Source organism: Arthrobacter sp. D5-1, from assembly GCF_017357425.1.
Taxonomy (GTDB): Bacteria; Actinomycetota; Actinomycetes; order Actinomycetales; family Micrococcaceae; genus Arthrobacter.
Map to the genome: position 1 here is coordinate 2,787,385 of NZ_CP014571.1, position 25,635 is coordinate 2,813,019.

General features: G+C 62.9%; 26 protein-coding genes, 2 pseudogenes and 1 riboswitch. Of the genes and pseudogenes, 9 read left to right on the top strand and 19 right to left on the bottom strand.

What is annotated here, in order from left to right; translation table 11 throughout:
- The first annotated feature begins 186 nt into the window (after positions 1-186).
- The 5 genes from AYX22_RS12705 to AYX22_RS12725 all read left to right on the top strand — a co-directional run bounded on the left by AYX22_RS12705 (position 187) and on the right by AYX22_RS12725 (position 5,238).
- Entirely contained in the window at positions 187-1,431 is a 1,245-nt protein-coding gene (locus tag AYX22_RS12705; protein WP_089595416.1) for a helix-turn-helix domain-containing protein, read from the top strand.
- A gap of 88 nt (positions 1,432-1,519) precedes the next feature.
- Positions 1,520-2,449 carry an ACP S-malonyltransferase gene (locus AYX22_RS12710; RefSeq protein ID WP_207593781.1) on the top strand — a complete coding sequence of 310 codons (930 nt, stop codon included), beginning with the start codon at positions 1,520-1,522 and terminating at the stop codon, positions 2,447-2,449.
- Entirely contained in the window at positions 2,446-3,507 is a 1,062-nt protein-coding gene (locus AYX22_RS12715; RefSeq protein ID WP_207593782.1) for a beta-ketoacyl-ACP synthase III, read from the top strand. Before AYX22_RS12710 ends, AYX22_RS12715 begins: the two co-directional genes overlap by 4 nt.
- 117 nt (positions 3,508-3,624) lie before the next feature.
- Complete coding sequence (locus AYX22_RS12720; protein ID WP_011692310.1) at positions 3,625-3,870, top strand: acyl carrier protein; 246 nt, start codon at positions 3,625-3,627, stop codon at positions 3,868-3,870.
- A gap of 132 nt (positions 3,871-4,002) precedes the next feature.
- Positions 4,003-5,238 (top strand): beta-ketoacyl-[acyl-carrier-protein] synthase II, encoded by a 1,236-nt coding sequence (locus AYX22_RS12725; protein WP_207593783.1) that lies wholly within the window; start codon positions 4,003-4,005, stop codon positions 5,236-5,238.
- A gap of 162 nt (positions 5,239-5,400) precedes the next feature.
- Here AYX22_RS12725 and AYX22_RS12730 read toward each other — a convergent pair whose 3' ends face one another.
- The 3 genes and pseudogenes from AYX22_RS12730 to AYX22_RS12740 all read right to left on the bottom strand — a co-directional run.
- Positions 5,401-5,904: a DUF3145 domain-containing protein gene (locus AYX22_RS12730; RefSeq protein ID WP_026005636.1), complete on the bottom strand. Its 504-nt coding sequence runs from the start codon at positions 5,902-5,904 to the stop codon at positions 5,401-5,403.
- A gap of 236 nt (positions 5,905-6,140) precedes the next feature.
- Positions 6,141-7,040 carry a tyrosine recombinase XerC gene (locus AYX22_RS12735; protein ID WP_207597575.1) on the bottom strand — a complete coding sequence of 300 codons (900 nt, stop codon included), beginning with the start codon at positions 7,038-7,040 and terminating at the stop codon, positions 6,141-6,143.
- An 87-nt stretch (positions 7,041-7,127) separates the two neighbouring features.
- Positions 7,128-7,598: pseudogene (locus tag AYX22_RS12740) on the bottom strand (DNA-processing protein DprA); the annotation flags it as partial.
- A 555-nt stretch (positions 7,599-8,153) separates the two neighbouring features.
- On the opposite strand from AYX22_RS12740, the gene AYX22_RS24090 reads away from it, so the two are divergent.
- The 3 genes from AYX22_RS24090 to AYX22_RS12755 all read left to right on the top strand — a co-directional run bounded on the left by AYX22_RS24090 (position 8,154) and on the right by AYX22_RS12755 (position 11,609).
- Positions 8,154-8,882, top strand: coding sequence for a tyrosine-type recombinase/integrase (locus tag AYX22_RS24090; protein ID WP_242703324.1), 729 nt, complete (start codon positions 8,154-8,156; stop codon positions 8,880-8,882).
- Positions 8,879-11,275, top strand: coding sequence for a site-specific integrase (locus AYX22_RS12750; protein ID WP_207593784.1), 2,397 nt, complete (start codon positions 8,879-8,881; stop codon positions 11,273-11,275). Before AYX22_RS24090 ends, AYX22_RS12750 begins: the two co-directional genes overlap by 4 nt.
- Before the next feature lie 127 nt (positions 11,276-11,402).
- Positions 11,403-11,609, top strand: coding sequence for a hypothetical protein (locus AYX22_RS12755; protein WP_207593785.1), 207 nt, complete (start codon positions 11,403-11,405; stop codon positions 11,607-11,609).
- Between the two features lie 16 nt (positions 11,610-11,625).
- Here AYX22_RS12755 and AYX22_RS12760 read toward each other — a convergent pair.
- From AYX22_RS12760 to AYX22_RS12830, 15 genes and pseudogenes are all read right to left on the bottom strand, one after another.
- Positions 11,626-12,390, bottom strand: a pseudogene (locus AYX22_RS12760) (DNA-processing protein DprA); the annotation flags it as partial.
- Entirely contained in the window at positions 12,387-13,931 is a 1,545-nt protein-coding gene (locus tag AYX22_RS12765; protein ID WP_207593786.1) for a YifB family Mg chelatase-like AAA ATPase, read from the bottom strand. The pseudogene AYX22_RS12760 and the gene AYX22_RS12765, both read right to left, overlap by 4 nt.
- Positions 13,932-14,297, bottom strand: coding sequence for a YraN family protein (locus AYX22_RS12770; protein ID WP_207593787.1), 366 nt, complete (start codon positions 14,295-14,297; stop codon positions 13,932-13,934). It lies immediately after the preceding gene.
- Between the two features lie 103 nt (positions 14,298-14,400).
- Entirely contained in the window at positions 14,401-14,745 is a 345-nt protein-coding gene (locus tag AYX22_RS12775) for a DUF2469 domain-containing protein (protein ID WP_089595421.1), read from the bottom strand.
- 91 nt (positions 14,746-14,836) lie between these two features.
- On the bottom strand, positions 14,837-15,613 hold the full coding sequence (locus tag AYX22_RS12780; protein WP_207593788.1) for a ribonuclease HII: 777 nt from the start codon (positions 15,611-15,613) through the stop codon (positions 14,837-14,839).
- Positions 15,613-16,497, bottom strand: coding sequence for a signal peptidase I (lepB, locus tag AYX22_RS12785; protein ID WP_207593789.1), 885 nt, complete (start codon positions 16,495-16,497; stop codon positions 15,613-15,615). The genes AYX22_RS12780 and lepB (AYX22_RS12785) overlap by 1 nt, the downstream gene beginning before the upstream one ends.
- Positions 16,498-17,172, bottom strand: a complete 675-nt coding sequence (lepB, locus tag AYX22_RS12790) for a signal peptidase I (RefSeq protein WP_207593790.1) — start codon at positions 17,170-17,172, stop codon at positions 16,498-16,500.
- 80 nt (positions 17,173-17,252) lie between these two features.
- Entirely contained in the window at positions 17,253-17,606 is a 354-nt protein-coding gene (gene rplS / locus AYX22_RS12795; protein WP_144649543.1) for a 50S ribosomal protein L19, read from the bottom strand.
- Between the two features lie 265 nt (positions 17,607-17,871).
- On the bottom strand, positions 17,872-18,672 hold the full coding sequence (trmD, locus tag AYX22_RS12800) for a tRNA (guanosine(37)-N1)-methyltransferase TrmD (protein ID WP_207593791.1): 801 nt from the start codon (positions 18,670-18,672) through the stop codon (positions 17,872-17,874).
- Positions 18,673-19,227 (bottom strand): ribosome maturation factor RimM, encoded by a 555-nt coding sequence (gene rimM, locus AYX22_RS12805; protein WP_207593792.1) that lies wholly within the window; start codon positions 19,225-19,227, stop codon positions 18,673-18,675.
- Between the two features lie 129 nt (positions 19,228-19,356).
- The gene (locus tag AYX22_RS12810) at positions 19,357-19,599 is read right to left on the bottom strand and encodes an RNA-binding protein (RefSeq protein ID WP_011775119.1); all 243 of its coding nucleotides are present in this window, start codon (positions 19,597-19,599) and stop codon (positions 19,357-19,359) included.
- Between the two features lies 1 nt (position 19,600).
- Entirely contained in the window at positions 19,601-20,020 is a 420-nt protein-coding gene (rpsP, locus tag AYX22_RS12815) for a 30S ribosomal protein S16 (RefSeq protein ID WP_017199647.1), read from the bottom strand.
- Positions 20,021-20,254: 234 nt separating this feature from the next.
- Complete coding sequence (locus AYX22_RS12820) at positions 20,255-20,707, bottom strand: hypothetical protein (RefSeq protein WP_242703325.1); 453 nt, start codon at positions 20,705-20,707, stop codon at positions 20,255-20,257.
- Between the two features lie 120 nt (positions 20,708-20,827).
- A complete protein-coding gene (locus AYX22_RS12825; protein ID WP_207593793.1) occupies positions 20,828-21,700 on the bottom strand; it encodes a VOC family protein in 873 nt (290 codons plus the stop codon).
- Positions 21,701-21,777: 77 nt separating this feature from the next.
- Positions 21,778-22,860 (bottom strand): amidohydrolase family protein, encoded by a 1,083-nt coding sequence (locus tag AYX22_RS12830; RefSeq protein WP_207593794.1) that lies wholly within the window; start codon positions 22,858-22,860, stop codon positions 21,778-21,780.
- Between the two features lie 84 nt (positions 22,861-22,944).
- A riboswitch (TPP riboswitch) is annotated at positions 22,945-23,052 on the top strand.
- Between AYX22_RS12830 and thiC the strand changes: the two genes are divergently transcribed.
- On the top strand, positions 23,048-24,901 hold the full coding sequence (gene thiC, locus AYX22_RS12835) for a phosphomethylpyrimidine synthase ThiC (protein WP_242703326.1): 1,854 nt from the start codon (positions 23,048-23,050) through the stop codon (positions 24,899-24,901). It overlaps the preceding riboswitch by 5 nt.
- Here the strand turns inward: thiC and AYX22_RS12840 are convergent.
- Positions 24,884-25,606, bottom strand: coding sequence for an alpha/beta hydrolase (locus AYX22_RS12840; protein WP_207593796.1), 723 nt, complete (start codon positions 25,604-25,606; stop codon positions 24,884-24,886). The genes thiC and AYX22_RS12840 overlap by 18 nt on opposite strands.
- Positions 25,607-25,635 lie beyond the last annotated feature (29 nt).

The window sequence follows — 25,635 nt, forward strand, 5'->3', positions numbered from 1 at the left end:
CGGACGCAGTCCGGTACCAAGGGCCACTCCAGCACCCAACGAAACGGCGGCTTCCACCGAAAGGTGGCGGCCGCCGTCGTGGTTTAACCGTGGGGGAAGAGTCTCCAGGTCATGTGAGCAGCAACAACACAAGTTGTAGCCTTCTCACAAATGGAGCTTGCCCGGGATGGGCCGTATGCTCGTTCCATGGCAGAGCCGAGCAAAACCACCACCAAGCGCAAGGCAGCAACCCAGGCATTGTCGCCTGAAAAGGCCGAAACTCTGCGTCAACTCCGTGCCAATGTGGGCCAACTGTCCACCAGCACCATGCGCCAACTCGAGAAGTCCCTGCCCTGGTACAGCCGTTTGAGCTCCGATGAGCGCTCGGCGCTGGGGCTCGTGGCACAGAACGGCATCGCGGCATTCGTGACCTGGTACGAACGGCCGAGCTCACCGTCATGGATTCTCACGGACGTGTTCGGCAACGCCCCCACGGAACTGACCCGATCCATCAGCCTGCAAAAAGCCCTGCAGCTGATCCGCATCGTCGTGGAGGTGGTGGAAGACCAGGTACCGGTGATCGCGCCGGAATCGGATCAGCCCTCACTTCGCGAAGCGGTCCTCCGGTATTCGCGGGAAGTGGCCTTCGCGGCTGCGGACGTCTACGCCCGGGCCGCCGAGTCCCGCGGCTCCTGGGATACCCGCCTGGAAGCACTGATTGTGGATGCCATCCTTCGCGGTGAGAACACGGATGCTTTGCGGTCCCGGATCGCAGCCCTTGGCTGGAAAGCCCAGGAGCGCTTCACGGTGATGGTGGGGAATTCGCCGTCGGAACCAAGCGCCAGCTATGTCAGCGAGCTCCGCCGGACTGCCGGGCGTTTCGCCGAGGACGCCCTGGTGGGAATCCAGGGTGACCGGCTCATCCTGATCCTTGGTGGTGTCCAGGACCGCGACACCGCATACCTCAAACTCAGCGAACTTTTTGCGCCGGGCGCAGTGGTCTATGGGCCCGAGGCCGGGTCTTTGTTGGAGGCCAGCAGCTCGGCCCAGGCAGCATTCGCGGGTCTCACTGCCGCCCGCGCATGGCCTTCCGCTCCACGTCCAGTTGCCGCCGACGACCTGCTTCCGGAGCGTGTTGTCTCCGGTGATGACGCAGCCCGCAGGTCCTTGATCAAGAACATCTACCGGCCGCTGCTTGCCGCCTCCAACGGGTTGGTGGAGACTCTGGGAACCTACCTGGAGCTGGGGCATTCACTGGAAGCAACGGCACGCGAACTGTTCGTCCATGCCAACACAGTGCGCTACCGTTTGAAGCGTGTCTGCGACGTAACGGGCTGGGATCCGCTCCTCCCAAGGGAAGCTTTCGTCCTCCAAACCGCCCTGGTGGTAGGCCGGCTTTCAGCGCAACCGAAAGCCGCTCCCGAACGTCATACGTCGCGTTCACAGAACTGAACCGTTGTAGACTTCCTACAAACTGACCCAGTGAGCTTGGTGTACCAAAACACCAGTGGATCACGTGGCAATTTGGAAAGCTGGATACGTGCTTGCAATCGTCTGCCCTGGACAGGGCTCCCAGACCCCCGGATTTTTGGCCCCTTGGCTGGAACTCCCCTCCGTCGAAGGCCAACTGGCCAACCTGAGCGAGATCGCAGGCATTGACCTCAAGGCCCACGGCACCACCTCCGATGAAGAAACCATCAAGGACACTGCAGTGGCCCAGCCGCTGATTGTCGCGGCAGGGCTGGTAGCTGCTTCGTCTTTGTTCGACGTCGAGCTCAGTACCCTCCCCGTGATCCTCGCCGGCCACTCCGTAGGCGAGATCACGGCTTCTGCCTTGGCCGGCGTCCTCACGGAAGCTGAAGCCATGACCTTCGTCCGGGAACGCGCCAACAGCATGGCCGCTGCTGCCGCTGTCACCCCTACCGGCATGAGTGCTGTGGTGGGCGGCGATCCCGCTGAGGTACTGGCAGCCATCGAAGCCGCCGGAGCAACGCCCGCGAACGTCAACGGTGCCGGACAGACAGTCGCAGCGGGCACCTTCGACCAGCTCAAGGCCTTGGCAGAAAATCCGCCGGCTAAAGCGCGCGTGATCCCCCTCAAGGTTGCAGGAGCATTCCACACCTCCCATATGGCTCCGGCCGTCAGCGCGCTCGAGTCCCTCAAACCGTCGCTTTCACCCCAGAGCCCGGCCGTTCCTTTGCTGTCCAACTACGACGGCAAGGAAGTCACTGCCGGACCTGCCGCCGTCGACAGCCTGATCGCCCAAGTGTCCCGTCCCGTCCGCTGGGACAAATGCATGGAAACGCTCGTCAGCCGCGGTGTCACCGGCGTGATCGAACTGGCCCCAGCCGGCACCCTCGCAGGATTGGCCAAGCGCGGCATGCCCGGTGTCAAGACCGTCGCTGTCAAAACCCCGGATGACCTGTCCGCGGCTCTCGCTCTCTTCGCAGAATTGGAGGGACAGGCATGAGCACTCCCGTGTTGAACAAGGCAGTTGTCAACGAGAACGCCCGTATCCTCGGCATCGGCGCCTACCGCCCCGATGTCATTGTCACCAACGACGACGTGTGCCAGTGGATCGACTCCTCCGACGAATGGATCCGCCAGCGCACCGGCATCATCACCCGTCACCGCGCCGCTGCTGACATCAGCGTCATCGACATGGCTGAAGGCGCCGCACGCGAAGCGTTGCAGCACGCAGGAATCGACGCGTCCCAACTGGGCGCCGTCATCGTGTCCACCGTGACGCACCCTTATGCCACGCCGTCGGCTGCCGCTGCGCTCACCGAACGTTTGGGCGCGACGCCGGCACCCGCCTTCGATATCTCGGCCGCCTGTGCCGGGTACTGCTATGGCGTGGCCCAGGCCGATGCCCTGGTTCGTTCCGGCGCAGCCCAATACGTCCTGGTGGTTGGCGCGGAGAAGCTTTCCGATGTCATCGACAACCACGAACGCACCATCTCGTTCCTCCTCGGCGACGGCGCAGGCGCTGTGGTGGTTGGCCCGTCCGACACTCCTGGCATCGGCCCCTCCGTCTGGGGCTCAGACGGCAGCAAGTGGGACGCCATCGGCATGACCCACTCCCTTGAGGACGTCAAGAAGCTGGGCGAATCCGCCCGGCACTCCGATGAAATCGACGATCCCGCCATTCTTTCGGCAACCCAGGATGTTTGGCCCACCCTGCGGCAGGACGGTCAGACCGTGTTCCGCTGGGCCGTGTGGGAAATGGCCAAGGTTGCCCAGCAGGCTCTGGATGCCGCCGGCATTGAAGCAAGCGACCTCGCTGCCTTCGTTCCGCACCAGGCAAACATGCGGATCATCGACGAGATGGTCAAGAAGCTGAAGCTTCCCGAATCCGTTGTCATCGGCCGCGACATCGCCCAAGCGGGCAATACCTCCGCAGCGTCGATCCCGCTGGCAACGCACCGCCTGCTTCAGGAGAACCCTGAGCTGAGCGGCGGCCTGGCCCTGCAGATCGGGTTCGGCGCCGGACTGGTCTTCGGCGCCCAGGTAGTGGTCCTGCCGTAGACCGGGACTCGTCCCGGCTACCACCAGCCAACTGAATACGACTTACAAACCCAAACCGTAAACCGCGGTTTGCCCCCTTTCCGGCAGTAGCCGGTACAACAAGAAAAGGAGCCAACAATGGCTAGCAACGAAGAAATCCTGGCCGGCCTGGCTGAAATCGTCAACGAAGAGACGGGCCTCGCCACCGAAGCCGTAGAGCTGGACAAGTCCTTCACCGAGGACCTGGACATCGACTCCATCTCCATGATGACCATCGTTGTCAACGCTGAAGAGAAGTTCGGCGTTCGCATCCCGGACGAAGAGGTCAAGAACCTCAAGACCGTCGGCGACGCCGTCAGCTTCATCGCCAACGCACAGGCCTAGTCCTGACACCAGCTGTGCCGGGCCGGGATTAACGTCCCTGCGCCCGGCACAGCCGCAATACCACCCAAAGACTTTTTGCCTCCCCTTGTGAACGCTGCAGGAGGGATGGCTGATCCGACAGAGAGTGATCGCATGGCACGCAAAGTAGTCATAACCGGTCTGGGGGCCACCACTCCCATCGGCGGCGACGTACCCACAATGTGGAAGAACGCGCTGAAAGGGGTCTCCGGCGCCCGCACGCTCGAAGACGAGTGGGTGGCCAAATACGACCTCCCCGTTCACTTTGCTGCCCGGTGCTCGACGCCGGCACTTGAAGTTCTGAGCCGCGTCGAGGCCAAGCGCATGGACCCATCCACGCAGTTTGGTGTCATCGCCGCACGTGAAGCGTGGTCCGACTCCGGTATCGAAGAGATCGACCACGACCGTCTCGCGGTAGCCTTCGCCACCGGAATCGGCGGCGTCTGGACCCTGCTGGACGCTTGGGACACGCTCAGGGACAAGGGTCCCCGCCGGGTCCTGCCCATGACCGTTCCCATGCTCATGCCCAACGGTGTGGCCGCAGCGGTCAGCCTTGACCTCGGCGCCCGCGCTGGAGCGCACACCCCGGTTTCGGCATGTGCGTCCGGCACCGAAGCACTCCACCTGGGCCTGGACCTGATCCGCTCCGGCAAAGCAGACGTCGTAGTATGCGGTGGCGCTGAAGCTGCCATCCACCCGATGCCGTTGGCCGCGTTCTCCTCCATGCAGGCATTGTCCCGCCGCAACGACGAGCCGGAGCGCGCCTCCCGCCCGTACGACACCGACCGGGACGGTTTCGTCATGGGTGAAGGTGCCGGCGCACTGGTCCTCGAAGCCGAGGAACACGCCATTGCCCGCGGCGCCCGCATCTATGCAGAACTGGCCGGAACGTCCGTCACAGCGGATGCCTACCACATCACCGCACCGGACCCCGAAGGCCTTGGTGCGACCCGGGCTCTGAAGGCGGCAATGTTTGATGGCCGCATCCAGGCCGAAGACGTGGTGCACGTCAACGCACATGCCACCTCGACTCCTGTCGGCGACAAGCCCGAGTACACGGCGCTGCGCGCTGCTCTGGGGACCCACGTAGACAACGTGGCGGTCTCTGCCACCAAGTCGCAGATGGGCCACCTCCTGGGCGCTTCAGGGGCCGTTGAGGCTGTCTTGACAGTACTGGCGGTCTACGAGCGCAAGGCCCCAGTGACCATCAACCTCGAAAACCAGGATCCCGAGATCCCCCTCGACGTTGTGACCTCCGTCCGCGACCTGCCATCCGGTGACATCGTGGCGCTGAGCAACTCCTTCGGCTTCGGAGGACACAACGCCGTCATTGCGGTCAGGAACGTCTGACCGGACTCGGAGCACGCTCCTTTATCGACGTTTGGTTGAAGCGTGAGAAGGGCCCCACCATCAGGTGGGGCCCTTCTCATTGCTATGGAAGACGCTTCTCGTCGGATTTAGTTGGATGAGGTCGGCGGACTCTGTGCGCTGAGCCTACCTGGTGCTGCCCTGCTAACCGACTTGGTGCAGCCAGCGAACCGGTGCGCCCTCTGCTGCATGCCGGAAGGGTTCGAGTTCCTCGTCCCACGCCTCACCCAGCGCCAGGGACAACTCATGGTAGACAGCCGAGGGGTCGCCTGCACCTGATTCGTAGGCGTAACGGATGCGGTCCTCGGTGACCATGATGTTGCCATGGACATCCGTGACGGCATGGAAAATTCCGAGCTCCGGGGTGTGGGACCAACGGGCACCGTCCACTCCCTGGCTCGGTTCTTCGGTGACCTCGTAACGCAGATGCGCCCAACCCCGAAGGGCTGATGCCAACTGCGCACCCGTGCCGGGCGTTCCCGTCCACGACAACTCGGCCCGGAACATTCCGGGCGCAGCAGGTTGAGGGGTCCACTCAAGATCGGTCCGCTTGTCCACGACCGATCCAATGGCCCACTCGACGTGCGGGCAAAGTGCCGTAGGGGCCGAGTGCACAAACAGGACACCGCGGGTTGTTGCAACAGACATTCCATCCTCCATAGCTGTAGGTACGTCTTCCCCAACGACCTCTGCTTGGATGTTTGCTGTTGCTGCCGGATGACATGAATTACGCGGGCCCTGACAGGCTATTCAGTTATGTGAAGTGCTACTGACGATCTTGGCACAAAGATAACCCTCAACTGTGAATTGAAGGTTTCCCCGTGGTGCTCTTATTTTGCCGTACGGCGCCGCTTTCCGCCAGTGCGGCTCATGGGCGGGCCTACTCAGGCCCTGGGGTGCGCCTGCTGGTAGCTTTTCCTCAGCCGGTCCACGGACACATGGGTATAAATCTGCGTGGTCGCCAGGCTGCTGTGTCCCAGAATTTCCTGGACGGCGCGCAAGTCCGCTCCGCCGTCCAAAAGGTGGGTTGCCGCGCTGTGCCTGAGCGCATGCGGTCCCGTGGCCGACGTATCGCCCAAGGCTTGCAGCAGCTCGCTGACCACGGCCCGGATCTGGCGTGGATCAACCCGGTTGCCCCGTACGCCCAAAAAGAGGGCCGGCCCGCTGCTGGCGGTGACCACTGCAGGACGTCCCCTACGAAGCCAGTCATCGACTGCCACAGCTGCCGGGACTCCATACGGAACAGTTCGCTCCTTGTTTCCCTTGCCCACAACCCGGAGAGTCCGACGGTCCGGGTCGAGGTCATCAATATCCAGGCCGGCAAGTTCTCCGACGCGAACTCCGGTGGCGTACAGGAGTTCCACCATGGCCCGGTTGCGAACAGCCATGGGGCCCCCTTCCGCGGCTGCCGTATTCAGGTCATCCACCATCCGGGTAACCTGCTGCTGCTGAAGGACTCCTGGCAGGGATTTGTCCCGTTTGGGAGCCTGCAGGCGGATCGCCGGGTCAGTGGCAATAAGCTCTTCCCTCAGGGCCCAGGCGGTGAAAGACCTGGCCGTGGCAGCCCGGCGGGCCAGGGTGGCCCGGGCCATGCCCGCTTCACTTTGCGCACCCAGCCAGCGGCGCAGGGAACCCAGCTCGAGCTGGCCGAGCTCTTCGATACCTTCCTGCACGGCAAAACCGAGGAGGCTCTCCACATCTGCAAGATAAGCACGCACAGTGTGCGCCGACCTCGCCCGTTCACCCTCCAGGTAGCGGCGAAAACCAGCAAGGGCGCTGAGCATCGATGATGGCAGTGATTGTCCGTTCACACGTCCCACTGTGCCAGCATCCGGCACCGACAGGACGGATCAACATGTTTCCAATCCTGGTCAGGTATTTTTGGCCCGTTTCCAGGCGCCTCGTTCTGAGCTGGCCAATCCCATGAGTCCCAGTCGTCCAAGGCCTGCCCGCACAGCATCCGGGCTCAGGCCTGCCACCACAGTCAGCTTTTCCACTGAACTGGTGGAACGGAGGGGCAGGGCATCCAAAAGAATGAGATCTTCCAGCGACAAACCATCGTGTACTGACACGTCGGCGCTTTTTTCCTCACTGGTGGATTCGCCGATTGCTCCGGCCAGTTCGGCGATCTCACCCACGTCAGTGACGCACACAGCTCCTCCATCCCGCAGCAGGCGGTGGCAACCTGCGGAGTTGGCGCTGTGAATGGATCCCGGCACGGTGGCGACAACCCTGCCGATCGATTCAGCATGATGAGCAGTATTGAGGGCACCTGAACGCCAACGAGCCTCTACCACGACGGTGACGGACGCCAGGGCTGCAATGAGCCTGTTCCGCTGCAGGTTTATTTACCGGACTAAGTGCTCGGTTAACGACGCGTGTCGCCGGTACTTGAGCAGATCCTGGGCGGGATGCTTTTTGTCGTGGATCTTTCGAATCGTGTTTCTGCCCCGCGCAGGATTGAGGGCCTGACCGTTGCAGAAGTCGGGCAGGTCGCTACTCGCCCTGGTATCCCGGGGTTCGTGATTGTGGATCCGGCGGGTGTGGAGTTTGCTCCTGCGACGGATTACTTCCTCGAATTAGTCGCCAGCGACTACTCGCCTCAGACGGTGCGGACCTACGCTTTATCGTTGCTCCGGTTCCTTCGGTTTTTGTGGGCAGTCGGAGTGGGGTGGGATCACGCAAGCGCCCTTGAGGCGCGGGACTTCGTGTTGTGGGCCCGTCAGGTTGAGAAGTTCGTGGGGAATCGCAGCGAGCCCGGGCGTCGGCCGAGCCGGAATATGATCACGGGCAAGGGGCATCCCGGGACGCGATACTCTCCGGCAACGATCAATCACACCACGACCGTGTGCAAAGCCTTTTATGCGTACCAGCTGCGGCAGGGCCAGGGACCTGTCGTGAACCCTTTTGATCTGCGCCGGGGCCGTGCGCACGCGCATCACGATCCTGGCCGGGACTTTGCGGTGATCCGGCGTCAGCCGTTGCGTCAGCGGGAGGCGCGGAGGGTGCCTCGGTCGATCCCGGATGAGCGGTTCAATGACCTGTTCCGGCGGTTGCGCTCGAACAGGGACCGGGCGCTGGTGGCCTTCTATGTCAGCAGCGGTGCGCGGGCCAGCGAGCTGCTCGGACTCACGGGCGACCGGATCAACGTCGGTGATCAGCTGATCGGTGTTTACCGCAAGGGCGGTCAGTTGCAGTGGCTTCCTGCCGCGCCGGATGCCTTCGTTTGGCTTCGGCTCTACCAGCTGGAAGCTGGCGTGGCCGGGGCAGATCAGCCGGTCTGGCTGACATTGCGCGGCGAACCACGTCCACTGGGATACGAGGCCATGCGGGCGGTCCTGAAGCGATGCAATAGTTCGCTGGGGGCGAACTGGACGCTGCACGACCTGCGGCACACGTTCGCGATCCGTGCCCTCGAAGGAGGCATGGGCCTTCACGAGGTCCAGGAACTGCTGGGGCACAAGTGGTTGGAAACGACCACTGTTTACTCCACCCCGCACATGGACGACGTCATCGAGCACTACCGCACCAAGATCACCACCAGGTCCCCGGTTGCCGAGGACAGTTCACCGGCAGGCCAACGCTATAACCCTGATGAGCTGAGCGTGCTTTGGGGGAACCAGTGACCGCGGCGGGTCGTAGTATCCAGACCGGACGGCGGAGCTGGAACGACCTCACCCCTTTGCCGCCGCTGGAGCAAGAGCCGCCGTCACCGTCGGACATCCCCCACGGTCCGCTGGCGCGGGCAAGCATTCAGGACATCATTGACCAGCTCGAGCAGTGTGGTCGGTACTGGCCCAGGGCAGAGCGCCACCGGGCACGGATGCGGCGGATCCTCCGGCATCTGGATCAGTTGCCGGGTGAAACCTGGCAGGACCGCTGGACGCTGTTTGAAAGCCAAACCGGGCCTGACACCCTCACGTGGCGGACCACGATCAACGGGGCCGCTACTAAGAACGCGGAGAACAAGAATGAGATCGAAGCGCTCAACGCCGCGATGGGCCCGATACTGGCGATGGACGTCTTCCGTCCGTCCCACCGCTGGCTTGCCGGCCAGCGGTTTGCCTTCTTGAAGGCACTCAGCCGTTTCCGGGATCCCGCCAACACCGCCAAAATCGAACAAGCCCTGATAGACGCGAAGGTCTCCCCGGTGCAGGCAAACAACGGGCTGCTCACCCTTGGCCGCGTTCAGGCCCACACCGGCAAGTCGATCCGGCAACTCACAGCCGAAGACATCCTGGAGCACAGCACGCAACTGCCGGGACGACTGATCAATCTCAGCCGCAGCGGTTTGAACGCCATATGGCCCGTCCTGCACGGCCTGGGATGGATCAGCCACGAATCCCAGGACATGCCATCACGGCGGCGGGTCGGACAACGAACCGTTGAGGAAATGGTCGACTACTCCGGAATTACCGGGCCATGCCGCGAACCCCTCATCCACTACCTGCAGATCCGGTCCGCCGCGCTGGACTACTCCTCGCTCTCTGGCCTGGCCAGGAACCTGACCGGTGTCTTCTTCGCGGACATCCTGAAGCACCACCCAGACCAAAGCACCTTCGCGCTGACCCAGCAGCAGGCCGAGGCCTGGAAGACCAGAAGCCGAGTGAATCCAGACGGGAGCACGCGCCGCGGTCACCACGGCATCTACTACGCGGTCCGCGCGTTCTACCTCGACATCAGCCAGTGGGCACTCGAAGACGCATACTGGGCCCAGTGGGCTGCCCCGAGCCCGATCACTTACGCAGAAACCCGCGGCTACCTCAAACAGCGCCGCGCCACCACCGCGACGATGCAGCAACGCACCCGCGCACTGGCTCCGGTGTTGCCCCGAATGGTTGAGACAGCCGAGCAGGCGCTGCGCGACGCGGAAGCAGCCCTGACCGCCGCCCTCGCCGCGGGTGCCGGTAACACCATCGACGTGGACGGCCGGGCATGGGAAGTCTTTCGCCGCAGCGAAGATGCGCCGGTGCGGATACGCCGCAACGGAGAAGACCGCGACTTGTCCTTCGAAGAGGACAACGCCTTCTGGACCTGGGCCCTTGTCGAGACCCTCCGCCATACCGGCGCCCGGATCGAGGAAGTCCTCGAACTCGTGCACATGAGCATCCAGCCCTACAAGCTCCCGGCGACCGGTGAGACCATCCCGCTGCTGCACTTCGCCCCAAGCAAGACCGACACCGAACGTCTGATGGTGGCCAGCCCCGAACTGGTGCACATCCTCTACCGGGTGCTCTCCCGAGTCACCCAGCCACAAACAGGCAGCGTGCCCCTGACGCAGCGCTGGGACCCGGGCGAGAAAGTGCTCAGCTCACCCATGCCTCACCTGTTCGTCCGCCGTTACGGGGCCGGGCCCCTCCGGGTCATGTCCACGGCCACCATCGCAGGCCTGCTCAATGACCTGGCAGAACGCGCAAACATCAGAGTCGGCGGAACCCGGGTCAGATTCACCCCACACGACTTCCGCCGCATCTTTGCGACCGAAGCCCTGGCCAGCGGACTGCCGCCCCACATCGTTCAAGTCCTGATGGGACACGCCAGCCTGGCGACAACTCAGGGATACGCAGCGATCTATCCCCAGGACATCATCCGGCACCACCGCACCTTCATCGAGAAGCGACGCGTCACCAGGCCCACCGAGGAATACCGCGAACCCACCGCCGCAGAATGGGACGAATTCGAAGCCCACTTCGTCCAGCGCAAACTGAGCCTCGGCAGCTGCGGACGCGCCTACGGCACCGGCTGCCAACACGAACACGCCTGCCTGCGCTGCGCACTCCTGCGCCCCGACCCCACCCAAATCGACCGGTTTCAGGACATCATCGACAACCTCCGGGAGCGCATCACCGAGGCCAAGCAACACGGCTGGCTCGGAGACGTCGAAGGCCTGCGCGTCACCCTCAACAGCGCCGAGATGAAACTCGCGCAAATGTATAAGCTTCACAGCCAACACCAAGGAGGAACCGTCGAACTCGGCACCCCGCGGGTCCGGAATTCAACAACTCAAAAAGAGCGCTAACGAGGATCGCGGCCTCGACCTCGGCTGTTGGAACATGACAGCATGGACAGTAGCTCCAGCAGTGGCGGCAACGGTGAAAGAACGAACGCCGCGCCAGGGGGCCGGCCGCAACACACAAGGGATATCCATGATGGAAGATCCACGACTGACGGCACAAAATCTCATTGAACTGGACGAGACTTACCTTCAGGACCTGTGGGTGAGCTACTGGGGCAACGGCGGTAACGCAGAGTTGATCGAGTTCGACGCCTACCTGCACGGCCTAATTCAGCAGGACGACTACGACCTACGGATTCTCGGTTGGGCAATCGAAGAAGTACTGGCCCATCCCTGACCTCAGTAGTCCGGATAAGGAACCGGTAGCGGGTAGGTGCGGACCCAGGCGGCACCTCCGAGATGACAGCACCTTGGGTGGCAACAGCCCGGAGCAGGTCCTCGTTGCCGGAGGGGTAGAAGCGGTCCACACCGCCGGCCATCACGGCAATGGTGGGCAGCCCGGCTCCCCCGCCGCTGAGCGCCCCACGGTGAGCATGGGCATCAATGCCATAGGCGCCTCCGGAGACCACCGTGTAGCCACGCTGCGCCAAGCCAAACGCGAAGTCTCCCGTAACGGACGCGCCGTAGCTCGTACTGTCCCTGGATCCGACCAAGGCAATGGTTCGCACCAAGGGCGGCAGCGGCTGTTCCTGGCCCCGCCACCAGAGACAGAGCGGTTTCTGGAGTCCAAGGTCCTCCAGTTGCTCCGGCCATAACTCATCCCCGGGAATGATGAAGCGCCCACCCAGCCGACGCATGGTTTCAAGGTCACGCTCCGGTGCAAGGTCACTGACGCGCGGCGCCCATCTCCGGAGACTGGCCGGGAGCCCTACCCACGTGGACGGTCCCCCTGCCTCAACCAGCAGTGCGGTAATCTCCTGCTCCACAGTGGGACCTGCCGCCAGTTCCCCGGTCGCCACACCCAGGGCATCAACCGCCCCGAGAGCCCGTACCAAGGCGAGCCCAACGGAGTCCTGCGGCTCCATAAGCCGGGCAAGTGCTGCCCGGGCAATCCGTTCTTTGTCCTGCATCCCCGCTGTTGCCACTGGATTGGTTCCCTTCGATTCATGGTCTGTCATGGCGCACCCGCCGCTTGTCGCAGACTGAGCGCTTGGCCGATGTGGTCAACGTCCGGTGTCCCGCTGTGTCCCAGGTCGGCGAGCGTCCATGCCAACCGAAGGACGCGATCGTAACCGCGGGCAGTCAATGTGCCGCGTTCCAATGCGGTGTCCAGGATCCGGGTGGTCCCCGACGCCAGCCGCAGTTCGCCTCGCAAGGTGCGTCCTGGAACTTGGGAGTTCGTTTCAAGCCCCAATTGCCGCAACCGATCCAACTGGGCTTCCCTCGCCGCCAATACCCGGGCCGCTACAGTGCCTGTGTCTTCTTCCCGTCCTGCTTGACCGAAATCCGCCAGGGAGACCCGTTCAACCTGGAGCTGGATGTCTACCCTGTCCAGCAGCGGACCCGACATCCTCCCGAAGTACCGCCGCCGCATCATGGCAGTACAGGTGCAGTCCATGCCCTTGCCTGACGCCTTCCCGCACGGGCAAGGGTTTGCAGCAAGGACGAGTTGGAAACGGGCTGGGTACGCCGCCGTTCCTGCGGAGCGGTGAATGACGAGCTCCCCACTCTCCAGCGGTTGCCGGAGCGCATCGAGCACACGGCGTTCATATTCCGGGGCTTCGTCCAGGAACAGCACGCCGCGATGCGCCCGAGATGCAGCACCCGGGCGTGGAAGTCCGGATCCACCGCCAATGATGGCCGCAGCTGTGGCACTGTGATGAGGATTCTCGAAAGGCGGCCTACGGATCAGCCGCACTGCCGAGGATTGTACGGCGGCCAACGAATGGATGGCCGTCACCTCCATCGCAGCGTTATCTGCCAAATCCGGGAGCAGTCCGGGCAGACGCTCCGCCAGCATCGTTTTTCCAGCACCCGGCGGCCCTGTCAGCAGCATGTGGTGGCCGCCGGCGGCGGCGACTTCAAGCGCCCTGCGCGCCTCGCCTTGGCCCGACACATCGCAGAGGTCCGGCACCAAGGCATGGTCGCCGCCGCCGTCGTCGTCAGGGACGCAGCCGTCCCCGGGGTCGTAGTCGAGGGCCAACTCCTTGGGGTCGGCCCCGAAGTCGAACGCGAGCCTGGCGAGCGTCTTGTACCCGCGGACGTTCGCCCCCGGTACCAAGGAAGCCTCCACGGCGTTTGAGTCAGCTACCACGACGTCGGGATAGCCAGCCTGAACGGCCGCCATCACCGCCGGCAGGATGCCCCGGACCGGCCGCAACCGGCCGTCCAAACCAAGTTCCGCGATGAATACCGTCCCGTCGATGGAACGGACGTCGTTGGCGGCACACAGAACCGCCATGGTAATCGCCAGGTCGAAGCCGGAGCCCCGTTTTGGGAGCGACGCCGGTATCAGGTTGGCCGTAATTTTTCGCCGGCTCAGGGGTATCCCGGAGTTTTGGGCAGCCGAGCGGATTCGCTCCTTGGCTTCGTTCAGAGCAGCGTCCGGCAGGCCCAGAATGACAAAGTTCGGAAGTGTCTGGCCTATATCGGCTTCAACCTCCACGATGTAGCCGTTGAGGCCCACCAAGGCAACGCAGTAGCTGCGCCCCACTCCCATTCAGCCCACACCCCGCAGGTGGTCAAGCTCCGGCTCGCCCACGCCGTCGTCGATGACCGACACGACGTCCACGCGCCTCCGGAGTGCCTTCAGCTCGTGTTCCCGGCACCACGATGAAGCCAATCGGTGGAGGCGGGCCAACTTGGCAGTCCCCACAGCTTCAAAAGGATGCCCATAGTCAAGGCTTCGTCGGGTTTTGACTTCAGCCACCACAAGGGTGTCTCCGTCGATCGCGACGATGTCGATTTCACCGTCTGCGCATCGCCAATTACGATCGACGATCCGCATCCCCTGGCTTTCCAGAAAACCGGCCGCCAAGGCCTCGCCGCTCCTGCCCAGCAGGTCTTTTGGTCTCATGACCATCACCTCCGCTTACCAGCTTTCCGGCTGGCGGCGGTGGGCTGCAGGGGCTCACGGGGCTATGTGGGTAAACCTTCCCGGATCACTGCTGTGGAGGAAGAGTCAGATGCTAGTTTCCAAGATCGCCCAAGTCCCCGAGCCCGCCATCCTTGGGCAGGGACAGGTCTTCACTGCGGGGCAGCTCTTCGACATTGACGTCCTTGAACGTGATCACGCGGACGTTCTTCACGAAACGGGCTGAACGGTAAACATCCCATACCCAGGCATCCTGGAGGGTCAGGTCGAAGTAGACTTCACCGTCCGCGCTGCGTGCCTGCAGATCAACATGATTGGCCAGGTAGAACCGTCGTTCAGTTTCCACGACGTAGCTGAACAGACCGACAACATCCCTGTACTCGCGGTAGAGCTGCAGCTCCATGTCGGTTTCATAGTTCTCAAGGTCCTCGGCACTCATAGTTCCATCTTGCACTATCTGCCGCGCGGCATGCGCCAACCGGAGCATGACCCCAGGCCACAGCAGGGCAGCAGCACTGTGCGGTGTGCCGTCAGCCGGCGTCAGGCCCCGTAAGGTTCCAACTGGTCCGGTGGTAGGCGCTGGGCCCTTGGAGCCGGATCACGTCCCTGTGGGCGGAGGTGGCATATCCCTTGTTCTCGTTCCACCCGTAGGCAGGGACCTCCGAATGGAGATCCACCATGATGCGGTCACGTGCCACTTTGGCCAGGACACTGGCAGCTGCAACGCTGAGGCAGCTCATGTCTGCTTTGACCCGGGTATGTACGGGAGCCTCGCACCAAGGTCCCGGCGCGGGCTCGTCAAAGAGGGACGCCTGAACATCCGGGGAGAGCCAGTTGTGGCTGCCATCCAGGAGGACGACGTCTGGCGTGGTTCCGCCGGCCAGGATCTCCAGCCACGCACGCGTCCCTGCCAGGCGCAAGGCTGCAATAATGCCAATGTCATCAATTTCCCTGGACGAGGCGTGTCCTACGGCGGAAGCAACAGCCCATTCGCGGACCAAGGGTTCCAGCCTGTCACGGTCCTCAGGCTTGAGAAGTTTGCTGTCCCGCACATCGGCCAACAAGCCATGATCCTCTAGGTTGACCACGGCAATCCCGACACTGACGGGTCCAGCCAGGGCGCCACGACCCACCTCATCCACACCGGCCAGCAACCGCACGCCGGGCGCCAGGAAGGACCGCTCCACGTCAAGGGTGGGGAAACCCACAGGGCTCTTGGCCTTGGTGGCGGGCTTGGCGCTCTTCTTGGTCTTGGCCGGGACTTTGACCTGCGTCTTGCCCTTGGGGCCGGCAGCCGTTGTTGCCATTATTTTGCCGGGGTGCTTTCGGGGACATCGCGGAAGACGTCCGGAAAGTTGTCGAGGTAGGTCCAGCGATTGACGGGCCAGGCTATGACAGTGGCCCTGCCCTCAATGTCTTCAATGTTGATGAAGCCGCCGTTGCTCTCCTGGTGGGCCCGTGAGTCCGCCGAATGATTGCGGTTATCGCCCATCACCCACACCTTGCCCTCCGGAACCACAATGTCGAAGGCATTCGGCTGCGGTATCTCGGCCGGGTTGATGTACGTCTCATCCAACGGCACACCATTAATACTGACACGCCCTTGGGCATCGCAGCAGGAAACCCGGTCCCCGGGAAGCCCAATGACACGCTTGACGAGGTGCTGCTCATTGTCGTCGGCAGCCAACCCCACAAACTCCAGCGCGTCCCCCACCCAGTCCATGGGGCCGGCAGGCTCTTTGGCTACCGGCGTCAGCCAGTTCTGGGAGTCCTTGAACACCACAACATCTCCACGTTGCAGGGCGAAAGGTTCAGGGACCAGGAGGTTGATGAAGATGCGGTCGTTGACGTCGAGGGTGCTTTCCATGGACTCCGACGGAATGTAGAACGCCCGGAAAAGGAAAGTCTTCAGCAGGAAGGACAGCACCAGCGCGATGGCCACCACGGTCACAATCTCTTTGACCCAGACCAGGACAGGGTTCTTGCGGGGCTTCTCCACTGCGTGGGCGCCGCCCGTCGATTCACGGGCGGCTGTCTTGCCGTTGCCGGGGGCAGCAGCTGCGTTGCCGGAACCACCTGACGCGTCGTCGGGTTGGCGCGGTTCATCCACCCCGGCGGCAGGTGCCGTTCCGTCCGAGACCCGGGCGTCGTCGTCGTACCGCTCGGGATTCTCTGGAGCCTTGTCCGGCATCTACTGTCCGTTCTTCGATGTTTCGGCCTGCGTAGAGCGAGGCATCTCTGCAAATCTATCAAGTGGCCAGATGATCTGGACCGGCCGTCCTATCACCCGTTCCACAGGAACCATACCGCCGCCCGGCGCACCCAGCAGTCCCCGGGAGTCTGCGGAGCGGGAGCGGTGGTCACCCATCAGCCACAGGCGGCCCTCGGGTACCATGACGTCGAATTTCTGCTTGCTGGGTGCATCCCCTGGATACACATAGGGTTCCTCAACCGGCTGGCCGTTGACTGTGAGGTGGCCACTGGGATCGCAGCACTGGACGCGGTCCCCTGCGACGCCGATGACCCGCTTGACATAGGTGGTGTCGCTGCCGGTCAGTCCAAACCACTGGCTTGCAGCCGAGACGGCGTCAACAAAAGGGCCTTGTCCGCTGCTCAGCGGCGCGAACGAGCCACGGCCGTCGAAGACCACGATGTCACCGCGGCGGATCGGCTCGGAAGTAAAGGCCGTCCGTGACACCAGGATCCTGTCCCCTGCCCCGAGGAGCGGCTCCATGGATTCGGATGGGATGTAGTAAACGTCCAGCCACAAGGACCGGACCAGTCCGCTGATGGCCACGGCGAGGACCAGTGCAAGGAAAACAAAACGCCAGCCCTGTTTCCGGGGCTGGCGTTCTGATGTGTCCATGACTCGTATCCCTGTTGCGTTGCGGATTGCTCCGGAACAACCGGGCACGAATCCTGGACCCGTTACATAAGTCGCAGGACTTACTTGGCGAAGTCGCGCTTTTCCTTGATCTTCGCAGCCTTACCGCGCAGTGCGCGCATGTAGTAAAGCTTGGCGCGGCGGACGTCACCCTTGGTGACGACCTCGATCTTCTCGATGATCGGGGAGTGTACCGGGAAGGTGCGCTCTACGCCGACACCGAAGGAAACCTTGCGCACGGTGAAGGTTTCGCGAACGCCGTCACCCTGGCGGCCCAGGACGAAGCCCTGGAAGACCTGGACACGGGAGTTCTTGCCTTCAATGATGTTGACGTGAACCTTGAGGGTGTCACCCGCGCGGAACTCAGGAACATCGTTACGCAGCGAGGCTGCATCTACGCTATCGAGGATATGCATTAATCCACTCCTGGTGAACGCCACAGGTCATTCACTTTGGGTTACGGCAGACAAGCCCGGGGCACGAAGGGCCGCCGGAAATCTCCGCCGAAGTTTCTTAGTGTCCGGCTCCGCCACTGATTGGCGCGGCCGGGTTGTCCGACTGTTGGCTGAACTCCCCCTGTGGCAGGTGTCAGCCCAGTAGACACAAGGGTTAATTCTGCCATATGCGCTGCCATCGGGCCAACTGTCACGACTATTGAACTTTCGACGGCGGCAGCGGACCTCAGATTGCGGCGTCGCCGCCAGGGCGGGGACGCAAGCGACCGTCGACGACGTCGTACCCGAGGTCAGACAGGGCGTTGCGGTCAGCGCGGCTCAAGGTACCGGCGTCGAACGTTTCCAAAAGGTCCGGACGCCGCTCTGCGGTCCGCCGGAATTGCTCGTGGCGCCGCCATTGGGCGATTTTTCCATGGTTGCCGCTCAGCAGGACAGCAGGGACGTCATGGTCGCGCCACGCGGACGGCTTGGTGTAGACGGGGTACTCCAGGAGGCCGTCCGAATGGGACTCTTCCACCAGTGACTCAGGGTTTCCCACCACGCCGGGAAGGAGCCGGCCGATGGCTTCGACCATGGCCAGCACCGCGACTTCGCCGCCATTGAGCACGTAATCACCGAGGCTGACGGGCCGGACAGTGAAGTGGTCCCGCGCCCAGTCGATGACCCGTTCGTCGATGCCTTCATACCGCCCACAGGCGAAGACAAGCTGCTGCTCCTCGGCGAGCTCATAGGCGAGGGCCTGGTTGAACCGCTCCCCTGCCGGCGACGGAACAATCAGTACCGGCTTGGACCCTTCAGGAGCACCGGCCACTGATTCAAGGGCCTGTGCCCACGGTTCCGGCTTCATCACCATCCCGGCGCCACCACCATAGGGTGTATCGTCCACAGTTCTGTGCTTGTCCGTGGTGAACGCGCGCAAATCGTGGACGTTGAGTTCCAGCAGGCCATCCTGGCGGGCTTTTCCTATGAGGGAGAGCTCCAGCGGTGCAAGGTACTCCGGGAAGATGCTGACAACGTCAATCCTCATTCAGGCTTCATCCCCCGTGCCGTCCTCGGGCTCCCCGGATGAGTCGTCGTTGACTTCAAAGAGCCCGGCCGGCGGGGTGATCAGGATGTACCCGTCCTCAACATTGACTTCGGGAACGATCTCCTCGACGAAGGGAACCAGGATTTCCTTGCCATCGTCCGTCTTGACCATCAGCAGGTCCTGGACGGGCAGGGTGTTGAGGGCGGCCACCTTGCCAACCACCTGCGAACCAACACGCGCCTCGAGGCCGACCAACTCGTGCTCGTACCAGCCTTCGTCGTCGTCTTCGTCGTCAAGTTCTTCGGTCTCGATGAAGAGCTTCGCACCACGGATGACTTCCGCTTCGTTGCGGTCGGCGATCTCCTCGAAGCCCAGCAGCAGAATGTCCTTGTTCCACCGGGCACTGCGGATGGTCAACGGGCCGGCCGATGCCGGTTCCACAATGAACTCGGTTCCTGCGACGAATCGCTCGGAAGGGGCGTCGGTGAGCACCTGGACGGTCACCTCGCCGCGGATGCCATGGGGTTTGCCGATCCGGGCCACCTGGAGCTGCATGGGTTCCTCTGAATTCTTGTGTACCGCGCCGCCGGGCAGCCACGGTGATGAAAGGGTGGATAAAGCAATCCGGCCCCTCCACCATATTCGGTGAAGGGGCCGGACCTAAGACAAGCAGTGCTGAGCGCGTTACCGGCGGCGGTCGGTGTCGACGACGTCGACCCTGACCTGCTCGCCACCTGCCAAGGCTGCAACCACTGTGCGCAAAGCGCGTGCGGTGCGTCCTTGACGGCCGATCACCCGTCCGAGGTCCTCCTGGTGAACGCGCACCTCAAGGGATTCCCCGCGGCGGTTGTTCTTGGCACTGACCTTGACATCCTCAGGGCTGTCAACGATCCCACGGACCAAGTGTTCGAGCGCTTCTGCCAGCAACTTACTCAGCCTCGGTGGTCTCTGCTTCAGCCTCGGCCGGAGCTTCTGCTTCGTCCTTCTTGGCCTTCTTGGTGATGGCTTCCGGAATGATGACGGAACCCTTCTCCGGTGCTACGAAGGCTTCCTTCGGAGCTTTGGTCTTCAGGGTGCCTTCCTGGCCCGGGAGGCCCTTGAACTTCTGCCAGTCACCGGTGATCTTGAGGATCGCAGCAACCTGCTCGGTCGGCTGGGCGCCAACGGAAAGCCAGTACTGGGCGCGCTCGGAAGCGACCTCGATGTACGACGGCTCTTCGGTGGGGTGGTACTTGCCGATTTCTTCAATGGCACGGCCATCGCGCTTGGCGCGGGCATCCATGACGACAATGCGGTAGTACGGTGCGCGCATCTTACCGAAGCGCTTAAGGCGAATCTTTACGGCCACTTTTGTGGTCACTCCTGTTTCTGAAACGAGGTGAACCCGACGTTCTGCACCCGTGGGGCGGGCCATACTGGACGGTTCGAAGGACAAGATACGAGCACGGAGAGAGGGGCCGCACCGATCGAGTACCTGTCTATTGTGCCAGATGCCCGGAGCAAATACGACTTACGCCACCTGGGCCCGTGTGTTGTTGCTCACCCGCGGGGTGCAAGGTGCGCCCATGCCCGGGCGGAAGTGCTATTCGGACCAGACGTAGAGCCCGGCGCGCTCCACCTTTTCAACATCGGTTGCCAAGGCAGCCAACTGCTGGACGTACTGGCGGGATTGGGCAGCGTCGAAGGGCATATCGTCCTGCGCAGCCCAGGCTGCGGCAACGTCATCGAGGACATTTGCCTCGCCTTCGCTCTCGTACGTCAACAGCTCGGCCAAGGCCCGCACCATGGCTTCGGGGACACCCAGAAGCGCATCGCTGGTGACATCAACCAGGGCAAGTTCGTAGTCAGCACCGGCTGCGTGGACCGCCTGGCCGGCAAGGTCACCCAGCTGCTCCACTTCGAAATCGGTAATGCCGTCAATCCTGACGGCGGGGCCGGTGACATCCGCGCCCTTATCCAGGGCCGCTGCCCTCTTGAGTGCTTCATCGTGGGTGGCTACAAAAATTTCGGCAAAGCCCATGGAAAGTACTCTCATTCCTTCGTGCTGACGGGGCGGCGGCACAAAACCCGGTTGGATCCGTGCCGTCACTGCCCAGCCTAATGCAGGAGTGGGCGGCGCAACGGGAGTGTGCCGGCGCAGCAGGAGTGGCGCTGCTTAGCGGACGGCAACCCGCAGTTTGTTCCGCCACGGATCCTCGAACTGGAGTTCGGCGCCGGTGTGGTGGTTCTGCACTCCTGCGATCTTCAATCGATCCGCAAGCGCCGCTACGTCGTCGGCGTCGGGGACCTCAATGAGCACTTCCCCCAGGCCCAGCGTGTCCTTGCGGGGCCCGGCGCCGCGGCTGTTCCACACGTTCATGGCCATGTGGTGGTGGTAGCCGCCGGCGGAAACGAACAATGCCTGGCCATGCCAGCCCGCGGTCCGCTCAAAGCCCAGGGTTTCCACGTAGAAGTGTTGGGCAGTTCCGACGTCACCGACTTGCAGGTGGACGTGTCCAATTCCGGCCGCCGCCTCGCGCTGCCCGGTCACCGCGGCTTCACTCAGGTGCTGCTCGAGGAATCGCTGCGGAGGCAAGGCAACATTGTCCATCACCACATTCCTGCCATCCCACTGCCAGAGTTCACGCGGCTTGTCGTAGTAGAGCTCAATGCCATTGCCTTCAGGATCGGTAAAGTAGAACGCTTCGCTGACCAGATGGTCGGCACTGCCCGCGAACGCTCGGGGCTCGTACTCGGCGGCGGTAGCAATGGTGGCAGCCAATGAAGGCTGGTCGTCGAACAGAATGGCCGTGTGAAACAGGCCAGCCTCCCCACGGCCTGGAATCTGGAGACCGGACGCCGGGGCAAGATGCACCACGGGCTTTCCGAGCCGCCCCAGGTAGAGCCCGCCATCCTGCTCGGCCACCACGTCAAGGCCAAGGGCGCGCTGATAGTAGTCGCTCATGACAGCCATGTTGCCGACCTTGAGCATGACGGTGCCCATGGTCAGTTCGGCAGGCAGAAGATCCTGGCTGAGTGGTGTGGTCATGTGACGCTCCCGGGTTCGAGGTGCCGCTCATCAGCACCTTTCTACTTCTCTAAATTACTTGAAGCTTCAATTTATTCCTAACGGACCAGTGAACCGCGCAGCACGATGTGTTTAAGGCTGGAAACAGTTTCCAGCTCGATCCGGGGATCCTCGGAGCACAACACGACGTCGGCACCCGCCCCTTCGCTGATGCCCTCGGCCCCCAGCCACTCCCGGGCACGCCACGCCGCGGCGTCCAGGACCGCGGCCGGCGGCAGGCCGGCGTCGTGCAGTTCCTTCATTTCGTCTGCGATCCTGCCGTGCTTGATCACGCTGCCGGCGTCCGTGCCCGCATAAATGGCCACGCCTGACTCAAAGGCCTCCAACACCCGCTCGCGCCGACGCTCCCAAAGCCGCACCATGTGGTCCGCATAGTCAGGAAACTTTGGGGCAGCCTGGGCAGCAATGTCCGGGAAAGTCGCAATGTTGACCAAGGTGGGAACGATCGGCACGGACTGCTCCACCAAGCGCGGAATGTGTCGCGGCAGCAGGCCCGTGGCATGTTCGATGCAGTCGATGCCTGCATCTAGCATGTCGTCCACTGTGTCCTCGGCAAAGCAGTGGGCCGTCACCCGGGCACCTTCATCGTGGGCGGCAGCGATGGCATCCTTGACGATTTTGGCGGGGAAAGAGGCAGCGAGGTCACCCACGCCACGGTCGATCCAGTCCCCCACCAACTTGACCCACCCGTCTCCATCCCGCGCTTCCTTCCGGACGGTCTCCACGAGTTGGCCGGGTTCGACTTCATGCCCCAAACCGCGGAGGTACCGCCGGCTCCGGGCAATGTGCCTACCTGCCCGGATCAACCGGGGAACGTCCGCGCGTTGCTGGACCCAACGGGTGTCACTTGGTGATCCGGCATCCCGTATCAGCAGAGTCCCGGCGTCGAGGTCAGCGTGGGCCTGCGCAAGGGTGGTCCGCTCGTCAACGGCGCCACCCACACCCAAACCGATGTGGCAGTGGGCATCAACGAAACCCGGGAGGACCCAGCCATCCAACACCAGGTCCGGTGTGGCCGTGGGGCGTTCGAACGTCAGGACTCCGTCAACAGACCACATCCCTTGGCGCTCTTCGTCCGCCGAGACAAGCACAGATCCGCTGAATTCGATGATGGTGGCCATATCAAAAGCCTAGTCCGCAGCGGCGTCCTGGACGCTGGTTCGTTCATGTGACTGGGTGCCCGTTGTGAGCTGTGGTAGCTTCGTCTACGACCACACGGGGGCCCCTGCAGGGGCTGAGATCGGACTGATGCAGTCTGCGACCGTTGAACCTGTCCGGGTAATGCCGGCGAAGGAAGTGAGTAATCCTTTGAGCACCACAAAAACACAGCACAGCCCTGCCCAAAACCGGTCCGGCTCCAGCGCAAGGACGCCGGAATCTGTGACCCAGTCGCTGACATCCCATTCATTGGCCTACCTGGAGGACCCGGACCACGGGATCCGGGTGCCCGTCACCGAGATCGCCTTGGAACCGTCTCCCAACGGCACAGCCAACCCGGCGTTCCAGGTGTACCGCACTGCGGGCCCCGGCAGTGATCCCGTTGTGGGGCTTGAGCCTTTCCGCGCTCCATGGATCGAAGCCCGCGGTGACACCGTGGCTTACCGCGGACGGGAGCGAAACCTGCTGGACGACGGCAAGTCAGCGGTGCGGCGCGGGGAAGCATCAGCAGAGTGGAAGGGCACCCAACCGGTGCCCCGCCGCGCCGTCGAAGGTAAAACCGTCACGCAGATGCACTACGCCAAGCAGGGCACGGTGACTCCCGAGATGCAGTTCGTCGCGTTGCGGGAAAACTGTGACGTTGAGCTGGTCCGCAGCGAAGTTGCCGCAGGACGGGCGATCATTCCGAACAACATCAACCACCCCGAGTCAGAACCGATGATCATCGGCAAAGCCTTCCTGGTGAAAATCAACGCCAACATCGGCAACTCTGCAGTGACGAGCTCCATCGCGGAAGAGGTGGACAAGCTGCAGTGGGCCACTCAATGGGGTGCCGATACCGTCATGGATCTCTCCACTGGGGACGACATCCACACCACCCGGGAGTGGATCATCCGCAACTCCCCGGTCCCGATCGGGACGGTCCCCATCTACCAGGCGCTGGAGAAAGTCAACGGCGAGGCGAACAAGCTGACGTGGGAGATTTTCCGGGACACTGTGATCGAGCAATGTGAGCAGGGCGTGGACTACATGACCATCCACGCCGGCGTGCTCCTGCGCTATGTGCCGTTGACCGCCAACCGGGTCACGGGAATTGTCTCCCGTGGCGGGTCGATCATGGCGGGTTGGTGCCTGGCGCACCACCAGGAGAACTTCCTCTACACGCACTTTGACGAGCTCTGCGAAATCTTCGCCCAGTACGACGTCGCCTTCTCCCTGGGCGACGGCCTGCGCCCGGGTGCAACCGCCGATGCCAATGACGCAGCCCAGTTCGCCGAATTGGATACCCTCGCCGAGCTGACACAGCGGGCGTGGGAGTTCGATGTGCAGGTGATGGTGGAAGGACCTGGCCACGTGCCGTTCCACCTGGTCCGGGAAAATGTGGAACGCCAGCAGGAACTGTGCAAGGGAGCCCCTTTCTACACCCTTGGGCCCTTGGTCACGGATGTCGCTCCTGGTTATGACCACATCACCTCAGCCATCGGCGCCACCGAGATTGCCAGGTACGGCACCGCCATGCTGTGTTACGTGACCCCCAAGGAACATTTGGGCCTTCCCAATAAGGACGACGTCAAGACCGGTGTCATCACGTACAAGATCGCAGCCCACGCCGCCGACCTGGCCAAGGGCCATCCCGGGGCCCACGAGCGGGACGATGCCTTGTCCAAGGCCAGATTCGAGTTCCGTTGGCGTGACCAGTTTGCCCTCTCCTTGGACCCCGTCACAGCAGAAGCCTTCCACGACGAAACGCTGCCGGCGGAACCGGCCAAGACCGCCCATTTCTGTTCCATGTGCGGCCCCAAGTTCTGTTCGATGCGCATCAGCCAGGACATCCGTGACGAATACGGATCAGAAGAGGCGCAGACAGCCATTGCGGAAATGTACAGCGGCATGCGCGGAAAGAGCCAGGAATTCCTGGCATCTGGCGGAAAGGTCTATTTGCCGGAACTGCAGGTACCCGGCAGCCCGGACACATTTGAGGCCGGCTCAGGAAGCCTGAACTGACATGGCCCGTCCGACGTCACCAACAAACGATCGGATGATGTGATCCCCGTCCACTGAATCCTGGGGCCGGTGCCCTCCCGCAGCAACACGGCGGAGGGCTCCGGTTTCCTGGAGGTAACCGGCAATTTCCTCATACAGGGGTTCCCAGCCACCCGTGAGGACCAACGTGGGGACACCGGGCACGATGTGCAGCGGGGCCTCCCAAGGCGGGGCCTGGAGCCTGAGCCTGCGGGCTGAACGGCGCGCTTCGGGAGTATCCAGTCCCCCCGTTTCGGCAGAAAACGCCCGGCGGTAGTACTCACGTTGGTAGTCGGCGTCGTTGAGCTGGCTCCGTACATCGAACAGGGGTTCCATAAGGGCCCGATGGGAGGCTGTGGCCGGAAGCTCGGCTGTCAGGGACAAACAAGCAGGCTCAACCAAGCTCAGCGAGTGCACCAGGTCCGGACGTTCTATGGCAGCCAGCATGGCGGAGATGGCACCTTGCTCGTGCGCTACGACGTGGCCGCCACCCGTATCCGCCAGGGAATTGATGACAATGGCAACGTCCGCGGCAACGCTCGATCCCACGGGTTCTGCTGCAACGTCAAAGCCATGCCGGCGCAGGAACAGCGCGTCATAAGCGAGGGCCATGCCGTGCTGTTTCGGCCATGCCGCAGCACCAAAGCTGCCCAGGCCGTGAACGAAGACTACGCGCTGCTTATGCATTGGTTCAGCCTATTCCACGGCCCTGACAT

Excerpts from the sequence above, each read along its gene's own strand:
- AYX22_RS12705 (WP_089595416.1), top strand. The coding sequence starts at position 187 with ATGGCAGAGCCGAGCAAAACCACCACCAAGCGCAAGGCAGCAACCCAG.
- AYX22_RS12715 (WP_207593782.1), top strand. The coding sequence starts at position 2,446 with ATGAGCACTCCCGTGTTGAACAAGGCAGTTGTCAACGAGAACGCCCGT.
- AYX22_RS12720 (WP_011692310.1), top strand. The coding sequence starts at position 3,625 with ATGGCTAGCAACGAAGAAATCCTGGCCGGCCTGGCTGAAATCGTCAAC.
- AYX22_RS12725 (WP_207593783.1), top strand. The coding sequence starts at position 4,003 with ATGGCACGCAAAGTAGTCATAACCGGTCTGGGGGCCACCACTCCCATC.
- AYX22_RS12730 (WP_026005636.1), bottom strand. The coding sequence starts at position 5,904 with ATGTCTGTTGCAACAACCCGCGGTGTCCTGTTTGTGCACTCGGCCCCT.
- AYX22_RS12735 (WP_207597575.1), bottom strand. The coding sequence starts at position 7,040 with ATGCTCAGCGCCCTTGCTGGTTTTCGCCGCTACCTGGAGGGTGAACGG.
- AYX22_RS12755 (WP_207593785.1), top strand. The coding sequence starts at position 11,403 with ATGATGGAAGATCCACGACTGACGGCACAAAATCTCATTGAACTGGAC.
- AYX22_RS12765 (WP_207593786.1), bottom strand. The coding sequence starts at position 13,931 with ATGGGAGTGGGGCGCAGCTACTGCGTTGCCTTGGTGGGCCTCAACGGC.
- AYX22_RS12775 (WP_089595421.1), bottom strand. The coding sequence starts at position 14,745 with ATGAGTGCCGAGGACCTTGAGAACTATGAAACCGACATGGAGCTGCAG.
- AYX22_RS12780 (WP_207593788.1), bottom strand. The coding sequence starts at position 15,613 with ATGGCAACAACGGCTGCCGGCCCCAAGGGCAAGACGCAGGTCAAAGTC.
- lepB (WP_207593789.1), bottom strand. The coding sequence starts at position 16,497 with ATGCCGGACAAGGCTCCAGAGAATCCCGAGCGGTACGACGACGACGCC.
- lepB (WP_207593790.1), bottom strand. The coding sequence starts at position 17,172 with ATGGACACATCAGAACGCCAGCCCCGGAAACAGGGCTGGCGTTTTGTT.
- rplS (WP_144649543.1), bottom strand. The coding sequence starts at position 17,606 with ATGCATATCCTCGATAGCGTAGATGCAGCCTCGCTGCGTAACGATGTT.
- trmD (WP_207593791.1), bottom strand. The coding sequence starts at position 18,672 with ATGAGGATTGACGTTGTCAGCATCTTCCCGGAGTACCTTGCACCGCTG.
- rimM (WP_207593792.1), bottom strand. The coding sequence starts at position 19,227 with ATGCAGCTCCAGGTGGCCCGGATCGGCAAACCCCATGGCATCCGCGGC.
- AYX22_RS12820 (WP_242703325.1), bottom strand. The coding sequence starts at position 20,707 with ATGAGAGTACTTTCCATGGGCTTTGCCGAAATTTTTGTAGCCACCCAC.
- AYX22_RS12825 (WP_207593793.1), bottom strand. The coding sequence starts at position 21,700 with ATGACCACACCACTCAGCCAGGATCTTCTGCCTGCCGAACTGACCATG.
- AYX22_RS12830 (WP_207593794.1), bottom strand. The coding sequence starts at position 22,860 with ATGGCCACCATCATCGAATTCAGCGGATCTGTGCTTGTCTCGGCGGAC.
- AYX22_RS12840 (WP_207593796.1), bottom strand. The coding sequence starts at position 25,606 with ATGCATAAGCAGCGCGTAGTCTTCGTTCACGGCCTGGGCAGCTTTGGT.